Below are 18,663 nucleotides of genomic sequence, written 5' to 3'. Positions count from 1 at the left end.
CGCGCGTCTCCCCACCCGCGAACAAACTAGAACGGGGACGGCGGCATTCCCAGCAGGAAAGTTCATTTTCAAGGCGATCGGGCGCAAACTCTTCCGTGATCGGCAAGATTTCTCCGAAGCGATGTTGACGCGCCTGCGTCCGAATGTCCCTGCTGTTTCCCGGGAAACGCAGGGCGGCAATTGCCGCAGTGCCCGGCATCGACACCGCATCTTTGCCACCGCCTGTTGGTCCCACCGGACCGGACGCGCAGGGCCAGGCGATTGCCCATCGCCGCGAGAGGGAATATGACGTCAGGGAAGATAAGAGAACTCGATCCGTTGAAAGGGCACTTGGGGGACTCGCAGAAATATTCTCAGGTCCGGACGGTGGCGTTGGTTATCATCGCCTTCGCCGTGGTGCTGTTCCTGCTGGTGCAGGCGCGGTTCATCCTGATTTCGCTGGCGGTGGCGGTGATCCTGTTCACGCTGACCTCGGACGTGATCCATCTGATCGCGCGGCAAAGCATCGGACGGTTCCGTATTCCCAACTGGCTGGCGTCCATCGTGGCGCTTCTGCTGATCTCGACAGCGCTGCTTATCCTGTCGTCGATCCTTCTGGCACAGCTGAACACGGTGCTGGGCACGACGCTGTCCTATGCCGAGCGCGCGCCCTCGGCGATGGCGTCGCTGTTCGCCTGGATGGGCGAGGACGTGGAACGCGCGGTGCTGAACTCGCTCAACAGTGTCGAGGTTTCGGGGTACGTGCGTGCCGTGGCGGGGCAGGCGGGCAGCCTGATGCAGGGCACCGTGCTGGTCATCCTGTTCTTTGGCTTCCTTTTTGCGGAGCGGATCTGGTTCGGCACCAAGATGTCGAACTTCTTCGACGATCCGGCGCAGGCCGAGCGGGCGAACCGGATCTTCAACTCGATCATCCACAGGGTGAATTATTACCTGCTGATCAAGACGCTGGTCAGCGTGATCACCGGGGCGATGGTCTATGTGGTGGCGATGCTTTTCGGCATCGAGCTGGCGCTGTCGCTGGGCATCCTGACCTTCATCCTGAACTACATTCCCAACATCGGCTCGATCGTGGCCACGGGCATGGTGGCGCTGGTGGGCTATGTCGAGACCGGCGAGGCGTCGGTGACGGCGGGACTGTTCGTGATCACCGGGATCATCCAGTTCGTCAACGGCAACGTGATCGATCCCTGGCTGATGGGGCGGGCGCTGCGGTTGTCGTCCTTCGGGATCATCATCAGCCTGGCGTTCTGGGGCGCGGTGTGGGGCATTCCGGGCATGTTCCTGTCGGTGCCGATCATGGTGATGCTGCTGGTGATCTGCAGCCACGTGCCCGACCTGCGGAAGGTGGCGGTGCTGCTGTCGCGCGAGGGCCTGCCAGAAGACGACCGTGAACTGGACCGGCTGAACGAGGAAATCGAGAGCCGGAGAGCGTCCTGAGGCCGGAAGTGGCCCGCGTCAGTAGACGAAGGTTTCGTGGGCGCCACCCTCGACCGACTGGCCGCGATACATGCCCTCGCAGTTGAAGGGCATGGTGACGGTCCCGTCCGCGCCGATCGCAATCAGGCCGCCAGAGCCACCTATCGCCACCAGGTCCTTCATCACCACCTGCGCCGCCGCGTCGGTGACGCTCTGGCCGGCCAGACGGATGCGGGCGTCGATTTCATGGGCGACCGACAGGCGGATGAACGCCTCGCCATCGCCGGTGGCAGAGACCGCGCAGCTTTCGTTGGCGGCAAAGGTGCCCGCGCCGATCAGGGGGCTGTCGCCGATGCGTCCGGCGCTTTTGGCCGTCATGCCGCCGGTGGATGTGGCGGCGGCCAGGTTTCCGGCCCGGTCGCGGGCCACGGCGCCGACGGTGCCGTGACGGCGCGACGGATCGTCGTCAAGCGTGCCGTCGGCCTCCATCCGCAGGGTCTCTTGCAGCGTGTCCCAGCGTTCCTGCGTGAAGAAGTGGCTCACCTCCTCGAAGGGCAGGCCGGCCTCGCGGGCAACATCGTGCGCGCCTTCGCCGGCCATCAGCACATGCGACGTGCGCTCCATCACCGCGCGGGCGGCATCGACCGGATGGCGCGGGCCGCAGATGCCCGCCACGGCCCCCGCCCGGCGGTCGCGCCCGTCCATGATGGCGGCGTCCATCTCGTGCGTGCCCGCACGGGTAAAGACGGCACCGCGCCCGGCATTGAACAACGGCTCGTCCTCCAGCGCGCGCACCGCGGCGGTGACGGCGTCGAGCGCGGTGCCGTCGGCGGCCAGCACCGACTCACCCGCCGCCAGCACGCGGGCCAGTGCTGCGTGACAGGCCGCTTCGCGGTCTTCGCTCATCTCCGAGCGGAGCAGAACTCCTGCGCCGCCGTGAATTGCCAGTGCGAATCCGTCGCTCATGTGACTCTCCTGCCTGTTTTTGCCGTTTTGCCGGGCGATGGTTGCCGAGAATCCCACATATCGCGGGATTCGTGACGTTGCGACCGCTTTTCCAGTTGCGAGCGGTGGGTTGCGTGACATTCTTGTGAACAGGATGGTAACATCCACAAGATATAGATATCAGTCCAGTGATGAATGGAGTTATTCTATGGACATGTCGGTGAAACCCAGGCCCCGAGGGAAACTCGTCGCAATAGGCGGCGCCGAGGATAAATCCGCAAAGGCGGCGATCCTGGGACGCGTGCTGAAACTCTCGAACAGCGAGACACCGGTGGTCGGTGTGATCACCACCGCCAGCAGCATCCCCGACGAGGTCTATCCGGCCTACGAAGAGGCGTTCGACGCGCTGGGCGCGGGCGAAGTGCTGGATGTGCGCATCCGCGAACGGCGCGATGCCGACGACCCCAAGATGGTGGAGATGATCCGCCGGTGCGATGTGCTGTTCATTTCGGGCGGCGACCAGATGCGCCTGACCAGCATCTTCGGCGCGTCCAAGTCGCTGGAGGCGATTCGGTCCATCTATCACGAAGGCGCGGTCATCGCGGGCACCAGCGCGGGCGCGGCCTGCCAGTCCACCACGATGGTGTATGGCGGCAGCGCGATCGACAGCCTGCGAAAAGGCGCGGTCAAGATGAGCGCGGGTTTCGGCCTGATCGAAGGGGTCATCATCGACACCCATTTCCTGGAGCGGGGGCGCTTCTCGCGCCTGATGGAAGTGGGCGCGACGAACCCCGAATACCTCGGGATAGGCCTTGGCGAAGATGCCGCCGTATTGTTCGAGGGCGGTATAATAAAGGCCTTCGGGCCCGGTCACGTAATCCTCGTTGACAGTTCAAGGATAACCAGTTGCAATGTATTCGATCTATCAGACGGTGAGGCGGTGAGCGTCCACAACGTCGTGATGCATGCGCTGGTCGAGGGTGATGGATACAACCTGGCGGACCGGCAGGTCCTGAGTGCCAAACAGCTTGGGGCCGAGAGCCTGGAGCTGAAGGATGCGTATACTTGAACACCGTGCGCTGCGCGGACCGAACTATTACAGCCGCTATCAATCGATCTACATGCGGCTGGACATCGAGGAGCTGGAAGACCGGCCAAGCGACAAGGTCGACGGCATTGCCGACAAGCTTCAATCCCTGATCCCCACGATATACGAGCATCGGTGCTCGGTGGGAGAGGCCGGTGGGTTCCTGTCCCGTGTGAAAGAAGGCACCTGGGCCGGCCACATGGTCGAGCATGTGGCGATCGAATTGCAGAACATGATCGGCTTCTCGGTGGGCTACGGCAAGACCGTCGACAGCTATGACAAGGGGGTCTATCACGTCGTCTATCGCTATCGCGACGAGGCCACGGGTCTGGCCTGCGGCGAAGAGGCGGTGGAGATCGTCCAGGCGCTCTACGACGGCAAGGATGTCGACCTCGAGCCGGTGATCGACCGCCTCAAGGAAGTGCGCGACGCCAACGCGCTTGGGCCGTCGACCGGCTCGATCGTGAACGCGGCCAAGGCGCGCAACATCCCGTGGTACAACCTGACCGAGGGCACGAGCTATACCCAGCTGGGGCACGGCGTGAAGCAGCGCAAGTTCCAGGCCACGGTGACAGATGCGTCGGGCATCATCGGCCACTCGATTGCCGACGACAAGGAGTGGACCAAGCAGGTGCTGGACGACGCCGGCGTGGCCGTTCCCAAGGGCTATATCGGATATAGCTGGGAAGAGGTCAAAGACGCCGCCGAGTGGATCGGCTGGCCGGTCGTCACCAAGCCTTTGTCGGGCAACCACGGGCGCGGCGTGACCACCGATATCACCAACGAGGAAGAGCTGAAATCGGGCTACGAGGCCGCGCTGGCGCGGTGCCGCGACGATTACGGCGCGGTCATCGTGGAAAGCTACATCAAGGGCGAGGATCACCGCATTCTCGTGGTGGGCGGCAAGATGATCGCCGCCGCGCGCCGCCGTCCGGCCCATGTGGAAGGCGACGGCACATCCACCATCCAGCAATTGATCGACGAGGAAAACAAGGACCCGCGCCGGGGCGTGGGCCACGAGAACCTGCTGACGCAGATCCATGTGGACGAACAGACCATGCGCCTGCTGGAGCAGGCCGAGCTGACGCTCGACTCGGTGCCGGAAAAGGGCGAGATCGTCTATCTGAAATCCACCGCCAACATCTCGACCGGCGGGACGGCGACGGACCTGACGGACGAGGTGCATCCCGAGATCAAGTTCGCGATGGAGCGGATCGGCCGGATTGTCGGTCTGGATATCATCGGGATCGACCTTCTGGCCGAAACCCTGACCAAGCCGCTGGATCAGCAATCGGCGGGCGTGGTCGAGGTCAATGCCGGGCCGGGCTTTCGGATGCACATGGCGCCGACCCATGGCAAGCCGCGCGCGGTGGGCGAGGCGGTCGTCAACATGCTGTTCCCCGATCCCACCGATGACGGGCGCATCCCGATCACCGCGATCACCGGCACCAACGGCAAGACCACCACGACACGCCTGATCACGCATATCCTGCGGCAGGCGGGCAACTCGGTGGGCATGGGCTGTACCGGCACCATCGAGATCGACAACCACGTGATATTGCGGGGCGACTATTCCGGCCCCGCCGCCGCCCATGCGGTGCTGCGCGAACCCACGGTGGAACACGCCGTGCTGGAGGTGGCGCGCGGCGGGATCATGCGCCGGGGTCTGGGCTTTGACGAATGCGATGTGGGCGTCCTGCTGAACATCGCGTCGGACCATCTGGGCGAGCGCGACATCCACACGCTCGAGGAACTGGCACGGTGCAAGACCGTGGTGGTCGACGCGGTCAAGAAGATCGGCGGGTTCTGCGTGCTGAATGCCGACGATCCGCTGGTGATGGACCAGGGCACCTACTGGGCGCGGGGCGAGATCATCTATTTCACGATGAACCCCGAAAATCCGGACCTCAAGCAGCACCTTGCCGACCACAAGATGGTCATCACTGTGCGGCAGGGCCGGATCGTGCTGCTGCGCGGCCAGGTCGAGGTCGAGGTGGCGGCGGTCAACGACGTGCCGATTTCGTTCGAGGGGCACGCCCCCTTCAACGTGCAGAACGCCATGGCGGCCACCGCCGCCGCGCTGGCGCATGGGATCGAGATCGACGACATCCGCGCGGGCCTGCTCAGCTTCCACCCGACACCGGCGCAGATGCCGGGGCGTACCAACTATTTCGAGGCCGACGGCGTCAAATGCCTGATCGACTATGGCCACAACGTTCCCGCGCTCGAGGCGCTGGAGCCGCTGGTCAACGGCCTTGGCCAACAGCGCAAGATCGCCGTGGCCACGGCACCCGGCAACCGCCGGGACGAAGACCTCGCGGCGCTGGGCGCGCAACTGGCGAAGATGTGCGATGCGGTCTATGTCTATGAGACCGATGCGCGCGGACGCAGCGAAGGCGAGACCGCGGGGCTGATCGAGAAGGGCGCAAGCGACGCCGGATCCGCCGGAACGGTCGAGATCATCATGGACGAGCAAGCCGCGATCGATCGCGCCATTGGCGAGGCGAAACCGGGTGATTTCCTGTTGCTTCTGGTCGACGACATCGAAGGTGCCACAGAGCGCCTGAAAGGCCGCAGCTACGGGGCGCAGTCGGACTTGGGTCAGACCTGAGCCAGCTTTGCGCAATTGACAGGGAACAACGCCGTCGCAACGGCGTTGAAAACCGAGGGAGTGACATGACAAAAAACGTTTTCGTCGTTGGAATGAACGAACTGAATGCGGCGCGGTTGAAGCGCCTTCGCGGCGTTGAGGACGTCACTTTCCATCCGCTTCTGACCTCTGCCGAAGTGTCGGACACCCAGATTTTCGACATCCCCGACATGCTGCGCCGGGCCGAGGAAACGCTGGACGCCTTCGACGGGTCGATCGACGCCATCGTGGGCTATATCGACTTTCCGGTATCCACCATGCTGCCGCTTTTGTGCAAGAAGTATGGGGTGCGGAACGCGTCGCTGGAATCGCTGCTGAAATGCGAGCACAAGTACTGGTCCCGCAAGGTAATGGCCGAGGTCATTCCCGATCACGTGCCGAACTTCACCGCCTTCGACCCGTTCGACGACGAGGCCTTGTCCAAGATCGGCGAGGCCGGCCTGCGGTTTCCGTTCTTCGTGAAGCCGATCAAGTCGTCCGGGTCGCGCCTGGGCTTTCGCATCGACAGCCCCGAGGATTTCGCTTATGCGACCGAAGCCTTCCGCGCCGAGATCAACGAGATCTCCGAGCCGTTTAACTATGTCCTGAACCAGGCCAACCTGCCCGATGACGTGAAAGCGGTCGAGGGGCATTACTGCATGGCCGAGCGAGTGATCGGCGGGCGCCAATGCACCGTCGAGGGCTATGTGCATGATGGCGAGGTCGTACCCTACGGCGTGGTCGACTCGATCCGTTATCCACAGGTTCTGAGCTTTTTCTACTACCTTTACCCGTCCACCCTGCCGCCGCGTATCCAGGAGCAGATGGCCGAGATCACCAAAAAGGTGATGAAGCATATCGGCTATGACAATGCCGGGTTCAACATCGAATATTACTGGGACGAGGTGCAGAACCAGATCTGGCTGCTGGAGATCAACACCCGCATCGCGCAATCGCATTGCGACCTGTTCGAGATGGTCGACGGGGTCAGTCACCAGCAGGTGACGGTCGATCTTGGCCTGGGCCGCAAGCCGGACATGCCGCAAGGCGAAGGGCCGGAAACCGTCGCAGCGGAATTCTTCTACCGGGTGTTCTTCAACGACGCGACGGTGGCCCGCGCGCCATCGCGGGCCGAGGTGGAGGTCGCCGCCGAGCAGGTCGAGGGCACGCGCATCACCTCATACGTCAGCAAGGGGTCGAAACTGTCGGAACTGCCCGAGCAGGACGCCTACAGCTATGCGGTGGCGTCGGTCTGGATGGGCGCGCAGAAACAGTCGAAGCTGCTTTGGAATTACGAGCAGGTGATGAAGAGGCTGAACTACGAGTTCACGGATATCGTGGAGTAGCGCGACCGACGCCGCCGATTTGCCGACAGCGAAGCGATGGTCATCCGCACGGTCCGTTAATTTGGCGGCCCTGTCGCGGACACTGGCGCGACACCGACTGAATACCGAAAGGGTACCGACGTTCGTTTCGCGTTTCGCGCTGCATTAACCTTTGAGTCGTGAAACTCGGACCGGCGGACACCATCGCCGGGCCGCGCGCGTCTGGACATCCCCCCGCCCGGACGATACCGCAGCCCCGAACCTGCCCTGCCGATCGTTAGAGAGTGCCATGAAAATCGACCATCCCTTGCCGCAGACCATCCACGAAATCGAGCATCTGGAAATTCCGATGCCGGATGGCACCAGGCTGGCCGCGCGGATCTGGATGCCCGAAGGATCCGAGACACGCCCCGTGCCCGCGATCCTGGAATTCATCCCCTATCGCAAGAACGACAAGACGCTGGAGCGCGACCATGCGCGCGCGCCATGGATGGCGGCGCAGGGCTACGCCTATGTGCGCGTCGACCTGCGCGGCACGGGCGAGTCCGAAGGGTTGATGACCGACGAATACACCGAAGAAGAGTTGCAGGACGGCTGCGACGTGATTGCCTGGATCGCGGCGCAGGACTGGTGCGACGGCGGGGTCGGGATCGTCGGCATTTCCTGGGGCGGATTCAACGGCTTGCAGCTTGCAGCCCTGCGGCCCCCGGCGCTGAAGGCGGTGGTCACGATCTGCTCGACCGACGACCGCTATGCCGATGACATCCACTATATGGGCGGCACCGTGCTGGGCGATCACCTGTCTTGGGCCTCGGTCATGTTCGGCATCAACTCCCTGCCGCCGGACCCCACGCATGTGGGTGATCGGTGGCGCGCGATGTGGGAAGAGCGGCTGGACGGCTCTGGCCTGTGGCTGGAAAACTGGATGCAGCACCAGACGCGCGACGACTTCTGGAAGCACGGATCGGTCTGCGAGAATTTCGCGGATATCGAGGTGCCCGTCTATGCCGTCAGCGGCTGGGCCGATGGGTATTGCCGGTCGGTGTTCCGGCTGGTGGAAAACCTGAAAGGTCCGGTCAAGGGGCTGGTGGGCCCTTGGGCGCACCGCTATCCCTACCTGGGCGAGCCCGGGCCGGCCATCGACTGGCTGACCGAAGAGGCGCGCTGGTGGGACCAGTGGATGAAGGGCCGCGACACCGGAATCGCGGATGAGCCGCCGTTGCGCGTGTTCCTTCAGGACCATGCCAAGCCGCAGACGCACTACGACAGCCGCGAGGGCAGGTGGATCGACGTGCCGTCCTGGCCGTCGCCCGGGATCACGCGCGAGGCTTTCGCTCTGGACGTAGAGGGCGGGCTTGGAATCGGGGGAGCGGACGGCGTGCTGGAAATATCCTCGCCGCTGTGGGTCGGCCGGCACGGAGGCAAGTGGTGTTCCTACGGGCATCCCGGCGACCAGCCCGGCGACCAGCGGCGCGACGATGCCGGAAGCCTGACCTTCGAGACCGCACCCTTGACCGAAGACCGCCACATGGTCGGGGATGCAAACCTGATTCTGACCTTCTCGGTTGACCGGTCCGTCGCGCAGGTCGCGGTCCGGCTGATGGACGTGGCGCCGTGCGGCGCGGCAACGCGGGTAAGCTATGGCCTGCTGAACCTGACGCATCGCGACAGCCATGAACATCCCGAAACGCTGGTGCCGGGAGAAACCTATACGGTCACCGTTCCGCTGAAGCACGTGGCACAGACCTTTCGCGCCGGGCACCGCATCCGGCTGGGGCTGTCCACCAGCTATTTCCCCATCGCCTGGCCTGCGCCCGAGCCGGTCACGCTGCGCGTGGTAACAGAGCAAAGCCGGCTTGAGCTGCCCATGTGCACCGCGGCGCCTGACGTGGTGGAGGTGGCATTCGGGCCGCCGCGCGCGGCCCAACCGCTGGAACTGGACGTGGCGCGGGCGCCGAATGCGACCTGGCATCTGGTCGAGGATGTCGACACCGGGCGGCTGGGCATCGAAGTGACCGACGACGAGGGTGCCGCGACGATTGTCCGGCAGGGGTTCTTTCACGCCGCCCGGGGGCGGGAGCGGTATTCGATCCTTCCGGACGATCCGACATCTGCGGAAGGCGAGACAAGCTGGACCCACGAAATGAAACGCGAGGACTGGAGCGTGAAGACGGTGACACGCACGCGCATGACCTCTACCGCCACCGAATACCATCTCACGGCGCGACTGGAGGCGTTTCTGAATGACGAATGCGTCCGCGATCTTGACTGGGATGTCCGGATTCCACGCGATCATAACTGACGGCGGAGCAGGCGCCCGCTTCTGATAAACTTCAAACTCAAGTGTAGGTAGTCAGCACTATGACTACTGTGGCACCTTGCTCGCGCAGGTATTCTTGCGAGGCAGGTGGATTCACGTTGGATTCTGTCGGAATCCCGTAATCCACCACCAGACCGGGAAAGTAGTATCGCAGCGGGCAACAAGGCGTCGGTTCAGTGAGTTTGGTCGCATCGCGCGGCTGGGGGGTGTCTTGGACCGTTTGCACCGCGGGTGGTGGTTGAGAGCACGGAGGGAGGGAAGTCATGTCTGGCGCGAAAACAGGCGAAACACGCCGTAAAAGCATACAAGAGTGCGTCATCGCACGGGATATGCTTCGATCGTTTGACGTGAAATCGGGCATTGTCTGATGCCGTCCGTGCTGCTGAACGCCGCGTGCGACATCACCGACAGCGAAGAATCCTATGCCGCCGACCTGCGCAAGGAGCTTTTCGACCTTTGGGGCAACGTCCTGAAGCGCCGTGCACCGCATGTGGCGGACTGGGCACACAGCGACGCGGAGCACGTCATTCCGGCGGGGCCCGGGGCCGTGCCCTATCTTCAGGCGCTGAATATCTGGTTCCAGCTTTTGCGCATCGTCGAGGAAAACGCCGCAATCCGCGATCGGCGCCAGGTTGAGACGCGAAGCGGGGCAGAGACGGTTCCGAGCAGTTTCGCGCAGGCGCTGGCGCGCGAGGATCTGACGCGGGACCGCTTTGCCGAGATATCGCAAAGCCTTTCGGTCGGTCCCACGCTGACGGCGCATCCGACCGAGGCCAAGCGGGTAACGGTTTTGGAGATCCACCGCCGGATCTATCGCAACCTGGTATCGCTGGAGGCGCAACGCTGGACCAGCCGAGAACGCGCAGCGATCCTGACGGATATCGAGGGCGAGATAGATCTGTTGTGGATGACGGGTGAGCTGCGGCTGGAACGGCCCGATCTGAGCGACGAGATCGAGTGGGGACTGCAATTTTTCCGTGACGGGATCTTCGATGCCGTGCCTCAGGTGTTTGAGCAGTTCGAACTGGCCGCCAAGAACAGGTTCGGCACGTGCGACGCGGTATCCCCCTGCATCCGCTTTCATTCCTGGATCGGCGGCGACCGGGACGGCAACCCGAACGTGACCGACGACAGCACGGCCCATGCACTGAAACGGGCGCGCGACGTGGTGATGGACATGTACAAGGAGCATCTGCGCATTGCGGCCGAACGCCTGAGCATCAGCAACAGGATCGTACCGCTCGATCCGGAGGTGCAGGGCGAGTTGGAACGGCTCGCCTCGGTGTCGCCGACGCGCGACCGCAACCCGAACGAGCTGTTCCGGCAGGCGATCTCGGCGATCCTCCACCGGCTGGAAACATATCGGCATATCAGCCACTTCACGGCTGATCTTGAGGTTATCGAAAAGGCGCTTGCGTCGGTCGACGCGGTGTCGCTGGCACGGCGCTACATCCGCCCGATCCGCTGGCGCGCGTCGGTGTTCGGGTTCAGCATCTACACGCTGGATATTCGCCAGAACTCGACTGTGACGACGGACACGATCGCCGAAATCTGGCGGAGCCGGGACGATGGCGAGGTGCCGGAATATGGCGATCCGGCATGGTCGAAGCGGCTGCGGGCGGAACTGGCCGAGCCACAGCTGCCCGAGCCCGACCAGAGCGCGTTGTCGGATCAGGCCGTTGAGCTTCTCAAGCTGCTGAACCTGATGTCGAAGCGGCGGTATGGCCCGGATCCTGCCGCGATCGGCCCGTTCATCCTGTCGATGACCCGTTCGTCAGACGACCTTTTGGGCGTGTTCCTGCTGGCGCGGTACGCGGGCTTTGGCGCCGAGACGCTGGAGCTCAAGGTCGTGCCGCTGTTCGAGACGATCGGCGACCTGCGCGCGGCGCCGGATATCCTTGTCGACCTGCTGAAGGTTCCGCTGGCGAAACGCAGCCTTACGCGGGACGGATCCGCGATCGAGGTCATGCTTGGGTACTCGGACAGCAACAAAGACGGCGGCTTTGTCTGCTCCACCTGTGAACTGGACCAGGCGCAGCGCAAGATCACGCGGGTTCTGGCATCGCAGGGCCTGACCCCGGTCTTCTTTCACGGGCGCGGCGGATCGGTCAGCCGGGGCGGCGCGCCGATGGACCGCGCCATCGCGGCGCAGCCGACGGATACCGTGAACGGACGAATGCGCCTGACGGAGCAGGGCGAGGTCGTGTCGGCCAATTATGCCAACCGCGGAACCGCGGCGGCGCATCTTGAGCTTCTGGCCTCGAGCGTCCTGAAGCACACGGCGGATGCGAACGATCCGCCCCGGGCGCCGGAATTCAACGATGCGCTGGACGCGCTGTCGGGCCTGTCGCAGACCGCCTATTCCACGCTGCTGCACATGCCCGGCTTCATCGATTATTTCCAGCAGGCCAGCCCGGTGGAGGAGCTGGCCATGCTGAAGATCGGCTCGCGCCCCGCGCGCCGGTTCGGCGCGGCGTCGCTGGATGACCTGCGGGCCATTCCGTGGGTGTTCGCCTGGTCGCAGAACCGGCACCTGATCACGGGCTGGTATGGCTTCGGCTCTGCCATCGAGTCCTTTCGGAAATTCCAGGGCACGCGCGGCGAGGAGACGCTGCGCGCGATGTTCGAGAAGACCAAGCTGTTCCGGCTGATCGTGGATGAGGTCGAAAAATCTCTTTTCCAGAGCGATCTCGACATCGCGGCGGAGTATGCGTCACTTGTGACAGACGACGATACCCGGCAGCGTGTTACCGAGGCCGTCCGCAAGGAATATGCGCTGGCCTGCGAGGGGATCACGTTCCTGACCAGCCAGACTACCATTGCCGAGCGTTTCCCGCGCATGAGGGCCAGGTTTGACCGTATTCGCCCGGGGCTGGACCGGATCAATGCGCTTCAGGTTGCCTTGCTGCGCGATGTGCGGTCGCGGGATGAACCGAAACGGGTGTCGATCCCGCTGTTGCAATCCATGAATTCGATTTCTTCGGGCCTGGGCTGGACCGGATAGGCGGGAAGGGGGCGACTGGTTCGCCGGCTGAGAGGGTTATTTCAAAAGCCACTCGCGAAACGCCTCGGCCTGCCATTTGTCACTGGAAACCGACAGGTGATAGCCTTCCTGGCTGGGGATTGAGGCGGAATGCGCGCGGGTGACAAGCGCGTTTTCCAGGGCATATTGCGCCAGCCATTTGTTCGCCAGGACCACGCCGTTGCCGTGCGCCGCGAGGTGGAGGGCCATGCCATAGGTGTCGGTATAGATGGACGGGTCCGGGACGGGTTCGATCTGTCTGGACCAAGCCTGCCAGCCGCTGGATGTGCCGACCGTTTCGATCAGCGGCAGGTCTGCCACATCGCCTTTCAGGGTCGGCGCCTTCAGCGCGATGAGGTCATTGGGCAGGATCGCCTCTGCCTCGGGGCCGGCCTGCTGCGCGGAGCCGAACCGTATCTCGACATCCGCGCGGGTCGAGTGAAAGTCATCCGGCCAGATCGCGCTGAGAATTCTGACTTCCAGCTGCGGGAAGCGTTCTCTGAACTCTGTCAGGCGAGGCGCAATTTTCCAATGCGCGACGCTGATCGAGGAGGCGATGGTAAGCAGGTTGCGGGACGGGCGCGTGTCCATCCCGACCATGGCACGCGACAGGGCCTGAAGCGGGGCGTCGACCTCGGGCAGCAGGCGACGGCCCGCATCCGTCAGCGCCAGTCCCCGCGCGTGCCGGATGAAAAGCTGCACGCCAAGCCGCGACTCGAGCGACTTGACCTGCTGGCTGACCGCCGATTGCGTCAGGCCGATTTCCTCGGCTGCGGTGGTGAAGCTGAGGTTGCGCGCCGCGGCCTCGAAAGACCGCAGCCAGCTAAGAGGAGGAAGGGATTTCGCCATGCACTTAGGTAGCCATTAGTGTTGTTAATGGCTATGGGCATAATCCCTTTGTTTGTCAAAATTTTCTCGGATTTCTAAGTTCGGGCAACGGCAAAAGGATGATGCGATGACCCCCGAAATCCGTAAGATCGTGACGTTCGACGAAGAGGTGCTGATCGAAGGATACCGTGCGGCCAGCACGCCGTGGCGCATGTTCGCGGTCGCGGTCGTGCTGCGCAATCCGTGGGCGGGCCGCTTTGTCGAGGACCTGAGCCCGGAAATTCGCGCCTATGGACCCGCTCTTGGCAAGATGATGACCGACCGGATGATCGGCCTTGCCGGCAGCGGCGCGGCGATCGAAGCCTACGGAAAGGCGGCTGTCGTTGGCCTTGACGGCGAGATCGAGCACGCGTCGGGCCTGATCCACACGCTGCGGTTCGGCAATTTCTACCGCGAGGCGGTCGAGGCCAAATCCTATCTTGCGTTCACCAACACACGCGGTCCTGCCAATGCGCCGATCATGGTGCCGCTGATGGACAAGAACGATGCCGGGCGGCGCTCGCATTACCTGACCATTCAATTCGCGATCCCCGATGCGCCGCGCGATGACGAGGTTGTCGTCGTGCTGGGGGCCGCCTTGTCCGGGCGGCCGCACCATCGGATCGGGGACCGGTATCAGGATCTGAAGGATCTGGGCCATGACGTCGACAACCCTGCATCGGTCTGAGGTTGCGGGCCTGTCCGTTCTTGATGCGGGCAAGGGCCGGCCCATCGTGCTGTTGCACGGTGTGGGCTTGAATGCCTTGGCTTGGGGCGCACAGGCCGATGGACTGAGCCGTGACCATCGCGTGATTGCGCCCGACATGCCCGGCCATGGGCAAAGCGCGCGCCTGAGCGCCCCGGTCACGTTATCGAATTATGTCGAGGCTGTTCTGCCGCTGATCGAGGGTTTGCCGGAGCCCGCAGTGGTCGCGGGCCATTCGATGGGGGCGCTGATCGCGCTGGAGATCGCGGGTCGTGCGCCGTCCAAGGTTTGCGCGGTTGCGGCGCTGAACGGGGTGTTTGAGCGCGCGCCGGAGGCGGCCGCGGCGGTGCAGGCACGCGCTGGCAGTCTGGACGGTGTGCGCAACCCGGACCCGACCCCGACGCTTGAACGGTGGTTCGGCACGCAAGGCTCGCCCGAGCGGACGGCCTGCGATGCGTGGCTGCGCGCGGTGGACCCCAAAGGCTACAAGATGGCCTATACCGCCTTTGCCTGCGCAGAGGGGCCGAGCCGCCGGGCAATCAGCACGCTGGCCTGTCCGGCGCTATTCGCCACGGGCGGGCGTGATCCGAACTCGACGCCGGCGATGTCGCGGGCGATGGCGAATCTTGCGCGGGATGGCCGTGTGCTGGTCATCGAAGATGCCGCGCACATGATGCCGATGACACATGCCGAAGACGTAACGGCGGTGCTGGCCGATCTTGCGCGGGAGGTGTGGTCATGAGCCGTCTGGACAGTCGTGCGCTGCGCCGCGCCTTCGGCAGTTTCATGACCGGTGTGACCGTGGTGACAACCCGAAACGCGGCGGGAGAGCCCGTGGGGTTCACGGCCAATTCCTTTGCGTCGGTGTCGCTCGATCCGCCGTTGTTGCTGGTGTGTCCGGGCAGGTTCCTGTCGTCCTATGACAGCTTCGCCGCCTGCCGGCATTTCGCCGTGAACGTGCTTGCCGAGGGTCAGGAAGAGGTGGCGAACACCTTTGCCAGCTTCAAGGGCGACCGGTTCGCGCGGGTGACTCATCGCGAGGACGCGATTGGCAATGTCCTGGTCGATGGTGCGGTGGCGCAGTTTTCGTGCCGGACGTATCAGGTTGTCGATGCCGGGGACCATGCGATCCTGATCGGCGAGGTACAGGCGTTCAGCCATGAAGCAGGACGCGGCCTTGGCTATGCGGCCGGACAGTTCTTCAGCCTGGGCCTGGAGCGCGCGGCGCTGGAGCCATCGGGCCGTTCGGCGCTTTACGGTGCGATCATCGGCGTGGGCGATGACGTGCTGCTGGAAGCGACAGATCGCGGGTTTCGACCGCCGCAGGTCGTTGCGGAAGATCGTGAGAACACGCGCCAGCGTCTGGCGCAGGACCTTGCAGGACGGGGACAGCCCGTGACGCTTGGGCCCGCCTATTCGGTGTTCGACGACGACAAGACGCAATGCTCGTACTTCCTGGCGACGGCAACGGGCGCGGGCAGCGCCGGTTTTACCCGGTGCCCGGTCGCTGACATTCCCAATCTGAAATTCGCGTCACCGGCGATCCGCGACATGATGATGCGATACGCGGTCGAGACGCGGACACGCAGCTTTGGCCTTTACATCGGGGATGCGCGACGTGGCGACGTGCACCTGTCACAGGAAAGGACATGAAAATGGACTTCTCGCTTTTCGTGCATATGGAACGGCTGACGGAAGATCAGTCGCACAAGCAGCTTCATGACGAGTTGATCGAGCTGTGCAAAATGGCGGATGACGCGGGGATGCGCGCAGTCTGGACGGGCGAGCATCATGGCATGGAATTCACGATTGCCCCCAACCCCCTGATGTCGCTGGTGCATATTGCCCATCACACCAAGAACGTGAAGCTGGGCACGGGGACCGTCATCGCGCCGTTCTGGCATCCGATCAAGCTGGCAGGCGAGGCCGCGGCGGCGGACCTGATGACCGATGGCCGCATCGAGCTGGGGATCGCGCGCGGGGCCTATTCCTATGAATACGAACGCCTCATGCCCGGCCTGGATGCATGGCAGGCCGGCCAGCGGATGCGCGAGTTGGCACCGCTGCTGCCGCAATTATGGGCTGGTGACTGCGCCCACGAAGGCGCATTCTTCCGCTTTCCTGCGACAACCGCCACACCCAAGCCCGTTCAGGCCGGCGGCCCGCCGATCTGGATCGCGGCGCGCGACCCCAACAGCCATGAATTCGGTGTGCATAACGGGTTCAACATACAGGTGACTCCGCTCTGGCAGGGGCTTGACGAGATCACCACGCTGAAGCAGCGGTTCGACGCGGCCTGCGACAGCCACGATGGCCCGCGCCCCAAAATCATGCTTCTGCATCATACCTATGTCGGGTCCGACGCGGAGGACGTGGCGCTGGCGGCGCGCGAGTTGTCGCGGTTCTACTGCTATTTCGGTGCCTGGTTCCAGAACAAGCGTCCGGTGGAAAAGGGCTTGCTTGCGCCTCTGACAGAGGAGGAGATGGCAGGCAACACGATGATGAGCGCCGAGAACATGGCGCGTGACCTGACGATCGGAACGTCGGATGATGTGATTGAGAAGATCAGGAAATACGAAGAGTTGGGGTATGACGAATACTCGTTCTGGATCGACAGCGGCATGAGTTTCGAGCGCAAGCGCGCTTCGCTTGAGCGGTTCATCGAACACGTCATGCCAGCATTCAGGTGAGGTGCAAAATGCCAAGCAAGCCACATTTCCAGCTGTTCATTGACGGGGCGTGGACCGAAGGGTCGGACGGCCAGACCATGGCATCGCAAAACCCCGCCACCGGGCAGGATTGGGCCACGTTTGCCTGTGCCTCTGCCGCGGATGTCAACCGCGCCGTCGTGGCCGCGCGCCGGGCGCTTGACGATCCGGCATGGCGCGACATGACCCAGACGCAGCGGGGCAAGCTGCTTTACCGGTTGGCGGACCTGATCGAAGAACACGCGCCAGAGCTGGGACGGATCGAGACCACCGATAGCGGCAAGCTGCTTGCAGAGACCGCCAGCCAGTCCGCCTATGTGGGCGACTATTATCGCTATTACGCCGGATTGGCGGACAAGATCGAAGGCGCGGTCCTGCCGATCGACAAGCCCGACATGCATGTTTTCACCCGTCGCGAGCCGATCGGTGTCGTCGCGGCGATCGTGCCGTGGAATGCGCAGATGTTCCTGACGGCGACAAAGCTTGGGCCTGCACTTGCGGCCGGGTGCAGCGTCGTTCTGAAGGCGTCCGAAATCGCGCCTGCCCCGATGCTTGAATTTGCCCGCCTGATCGAGAAGGCCGGGTTTCCCAAGGGGGTCGTCTCGGTCATTACCGGCGATGCGGAGAACTGCGCCATTCCGCTGACGCGCCATCCGGACGTGGACCGTATCGCGTTTACCGGTGGGCCGGAGACGGCGCGGCATGTGGTGCGCAACTCGGCCGAGAATTTCGCCGTCACCACGCTGGAACTTGGGGGGAAATCGCCCATCATCGTGTTCGAGGATGCCGACCTGGAAGGCGCGGCGAACGGGCTGATTGCGGGCAATTTCGGGGCTTCGGGCCAAAGCTGCGTGGCGGGAACACGTGGGCTGGTGCACCGGTCGATACTGGATGATCTGGCCGCAAGGATCGAGAAAAAGATGCAGGGCGTGATCGTCGGCGATCCGCTGGAGCCCGAGACGCAGATCGGCCCGCTTTGCACCGGCGAGCAGATACGCAAGATCGAGACAACGCTGGCCGCCGCGGTTGCGGGCGGCGCTAAGATCCGCTTTGGCGGTGCGCCGCTGGACCGTCCGGGGAATTACATGGCACCGACCCTGGTCGAGTGTGCTGACGCCGACGCGGAAACCCTGAAGGTCGAGATGTTCGGCCCTGTGATGTCTTTGTTGCCATTCGATACCGAGGAAGAGGCCATCGCGCTGGCCAATGGCACGCCCTACGGCCTTGGCTCTGGGATATTCACGGAGAACGTGGCGCGGGCGCATCGGGTGTCGTCGCGCCTGCGCGCCGGGATCTGCTGGGTGAACACGTACCGGGCGGTGTCGCCCATCGCTCCATTCGGGGGCTTCAACCAGTCGGGGTACGGCCGCGAAGCCGGGCTTGATGCGATCCGCGATTATACCTGCACGAAAACCGTCTGGATCAATACGTCGGACCGTCCGATGGCCAATCCGTTCGTGATGCGGTGACGTATTTGCCGTAGCTCATCCGGGCTGACAGTGTGTGCGCCTAGGCCCGGCCTTTGCAGTTTTGATCGCGCACGTTTGTGTCCGAGCCGTTTATTTCGATGTTTCCGGCCGGGCGGCGGAACAGAAGGTATTCTGGGCAGTTATGTGTTCTGATGACCTGTGGATGTGA

General features: G+C 63.6%; 13 protein-coding genes. 11 read left to right on the top strand and 2 right to left on the bottom strand.

Annotated elements, in window-relative coordinates; translation table 11 throughout:
- The first annotated feature begins 366 nt into the window (after positions 1-366).
- Complete coding sequence (locus XM53_RS19240) at positions 367-1,437, top strand: AI-2E family transporter (RefSeq protein WP_057796365.1); 1,071 nt, start codon at positions 367-369, stop codon at positions 1,435-1,437.
- A gap of 18 nt (positions 1,438-1,455) precedes the next feature.
- On the opposite strand, the gene XM53_RS19235 is transcribed toward XM53_RS19240, so the two are convergent.
- Entirely contained in the window at positions 1,456-2,382 is a 927-nt protein-coding gene (locus XM53_RS19235; protein WP_057796320.1) for an isoaspartyl peptidase/L-asparaginase family protein, read from the bottom strand.
- A gap of 187 nt (positions 2,383-2,569) precedes the next feature.
- Here XM53_RS19235 and XM53_RS19230 point away from each other — a divergent pair, with 187 nt between their 5' ends.
- From XM53_RS19230 to XM53_RS19210, 5 genes are all read left to right on the top strand, one after another.
- A complete protein-coding gene (locus XM53_RS19230; protein ID WP_057796318.1) occupies positions 2,570-3,430 on the top strand; it encodes a cyanophycinase in 861 nt (286 codons plus the stop codon).
- Positions 3,417-6,059, top strand: a complete 2,643-nt coding sequence (cphA, locus tag XM53_RS19225; RefSeq protein ID WP_057796316.1) for a cyanophycin synthetase — start codon at positions 3,417-3,419, stop codon at positions 6,057-6,059. The genes XM53_RS19230 and cphA overlap by 14 nt, the downstream gene beginning before the upstream one ends.
- 65 nt (positions 6,060-6,124) lie before the next feature.
- Positions 6,125-7,423 (top strand): ATP-grasp domain-containing protein, encoded by a 1,299-nt coding sequence (locus XM53_RS19220; protein WP_057796314.1) that lies wholly within the window; start codon positions 6,125-6,127, stop codon positions 7,421-7,423.
- Between the two features lie 268 nt (positions 7,424-7,691).
- The gene (locus XM53_RS19215) at positions 7,692-9,704 is read left to right on the top strand and encodes a CocE/NonD family hydrolase (protein WP_057796312.1); all 2,013 of its coding nucleotides are present in this window, start codon (positions 7,692-7,694) and stop codon (positions 9,702-9,704) included.
- Positions 9,705-10,089: 385 nt separating this feature from the next.
- A complete protein-coding gene (locus XM53_RS19210; RefSeq protein WP_057796310.1) occupies positions 10,090-12,726 on the top strand; it encodes a phosphoenolpyruvate carboxylase in 2,637 nt (878 codons plus the stop codon).
- Between the two features lie 36 nt (positions 12,727-12,762).
- On the opposite strand, the gene XM53_RS19205 is transcribed toward XM53_RS19210, so the two are convergent.
- Complete coding sequence (locus XM53_RS19205; RefSeq protein WP_057796308.1) at positions 12,763-13,593, bottom strand: LysR family transcriptional regulator; 831 nt, start codon at positions 13,591-13,593, stop codon at positions 12,763-12,765.
- Between the two features lie 106 nt (positions 13,594-13,699).
- On the opposite strand from XM53_RS19205, the gene XM53_RS19200 reads away from it, so the two are divergent.
- From XM53_RS19200 to XM53_RS19180, 5 genes are read left to right on the top strand one after another with little or no spacing between them, the layout of a single operon-like run.
- Positions 13,700-14,299: an amino acid synthesis family protein gene (locus XM53_RS19200; RefSeq protein WP_057796306.1), complete on the top strand. Its 600-nt coding sequence runs from the start codon at positions 13,700-13,702 to the stop codon at positions 14,297-14,299.
- Positions 14,271-15,059 carry an alpha/beta fold hydrolase gene (locus tag XM53_RS19195; protein WP_057796304.1) on the top strand — a complete coding sequence of 263 codons (789 nt, stop codon included), beginning with the start codon at positions 14,271-14,273 and terminating at the stop codon, positions 15,057-15,059. The genes XM53_RS19200 and XM53_RS19195 overlap by 29 nt, the downstream gene beginning before the upstream one ends.
- Entirely contained in the window at positions 15,056-15,970 is a 915-nt protein-coding gene (locus XM53_RS19190) for a flavin reductase family protein (RefSeq protein WP_057796303.1), read from the top strand. The genes XM53_RS19195 and XM53_RS19190 overlap by 4 nt, the downstream gene beginning before the upstream one ends.
- Before the next feature lie 2 nt (positions 15,971-15,972).
- A complete protein-coding gene (locus XM53_RS19185) occupies positions 15,973-17,007 on the top strand; it encodes an LLM class flavin-dependent oxidoreductase (protein WP_057796301.1) in 1,035 nt (344 codons plus the stop codon).
- A gap of 8 nt (positions 17,008-17,015) precedes the next feature.
- Positions 17,016-18,494, top strand: coding sequence for an aldehyde dehydrogenase (locus XM53_RS19180; RefSeq protein ID WP_057796299.1), 1,479 nt, complete (start codon positions 17,016-17,018; stop codon positions 18,492-18,494).
- Positions 18,495-18,663 lie beyond the last annotated feature (169 nt).

The sequence above is a fragment of the Roseovarius atlanticus genome, assembly GCF_001441615.1.
Classification (GTDB): domain Bacteria; phylum Pseudomonadota; class Alphaproteobacteria; order Rhodobacterales; family Rhodobacteraceae; genus Roseovarius; species Roseovarius atlanticus.
The sequence above is the reverse complement of the archived record's forward strand: the minus strand, read 5'-3'. Positions and strand labels throughout refer to the sequence as shown.

What these genes read in the sequence shown, in the direction of transcription:
- XM53_RS19235 (WP_057796320.1), bottom strand. Translation starts at nt 2,382, where the DNA reads ATGAGCGACGGATTCGCACTGGCAATTCACGGCGGCGCAGGAGTTCTG.
- XM53_RS19180 (WP_057796299.1), top strand. Translation starts at nt 17,016, where the DNA reads ATGCCAAGCAAGCCACATTTCCAGCTGTTCATTGACGGGGCGTGGACC.
- XM53_RS19200 (WP_057796306.1), top strand. Translation starts at nt 13,700, where the DNA reads ATGACCCCCGAAATCCGTAAGATCGTGACGTTCGACGAAGAGGTGCTG.
- XM53_RS19230 (WP_057796318.1), top strand. Translation starts at nt 2,570, where the DNA reads ATGGACATGTCGGTGAAACCCAGGCCCCGAGGGAAACTCGTCGCAATA.
- XM53_RS19205 (WP_057796308.1), bottom strand. Translation starts at nt 13,593, where the DNA reads ATGGCGAAATCCCTTCCTCCTCTTAGCTGGCTGCGGTCTTTCGAGGCC.
- XM53_RS19215 (WP_057796312.1), top strand. Translation starts at nt 7,692, where the DNA reads ATGAAAATCGACCATCCCTTGCCGCAGACCATCCACGAAATCGAGCAT.
- XM53_RS19210 (WP_057796310.1), top strand. Translation starts at nt 10,090, where the DNA reads ATGCCGTCCGTGCTGCTGAACGCCGCGTGCGACATCACCGACAGCGAA.
- XM53_RS19220 (WP_057796314.1), top strand. Translation starts at nt 6,125, where the DNA reads ATGACAAAAAACGTTTTCGTCGTTGGAATGAACGAACTGAATGCGGCG.
- XM53_RS19190 (WP_057796303.1), top strand. Translation starts at nt 15,056, where the DNA reads ATGAGCCGTCTGGACAGTCGTGCGCTGCGCCGCGCCTTCGGCAGTTTC.
- XM53_RS19195 (WP_057796304.1), top strand. Translation starts at nt 14,271, where the DNA reads ATGACGTCGACAACCCTGCATCGGTCTGAGGTTGCGGGCCTGTCCGTT.
- XM53_RS19185 (WP_057796301.1), top strand. Translation starts at nt 15,973, where the DNA reads ATGGACTTCTCGCTTTTCGTGCATATGGAACGGCTGACGGAAGATCAG.
- cphA (WP_057796316.1), top strand. Translation starts at nt 3,417, where the DNA reads ATGCGTATACTTGAACACCGTGCGCTGCGCGGACCGAACTATTACAGC.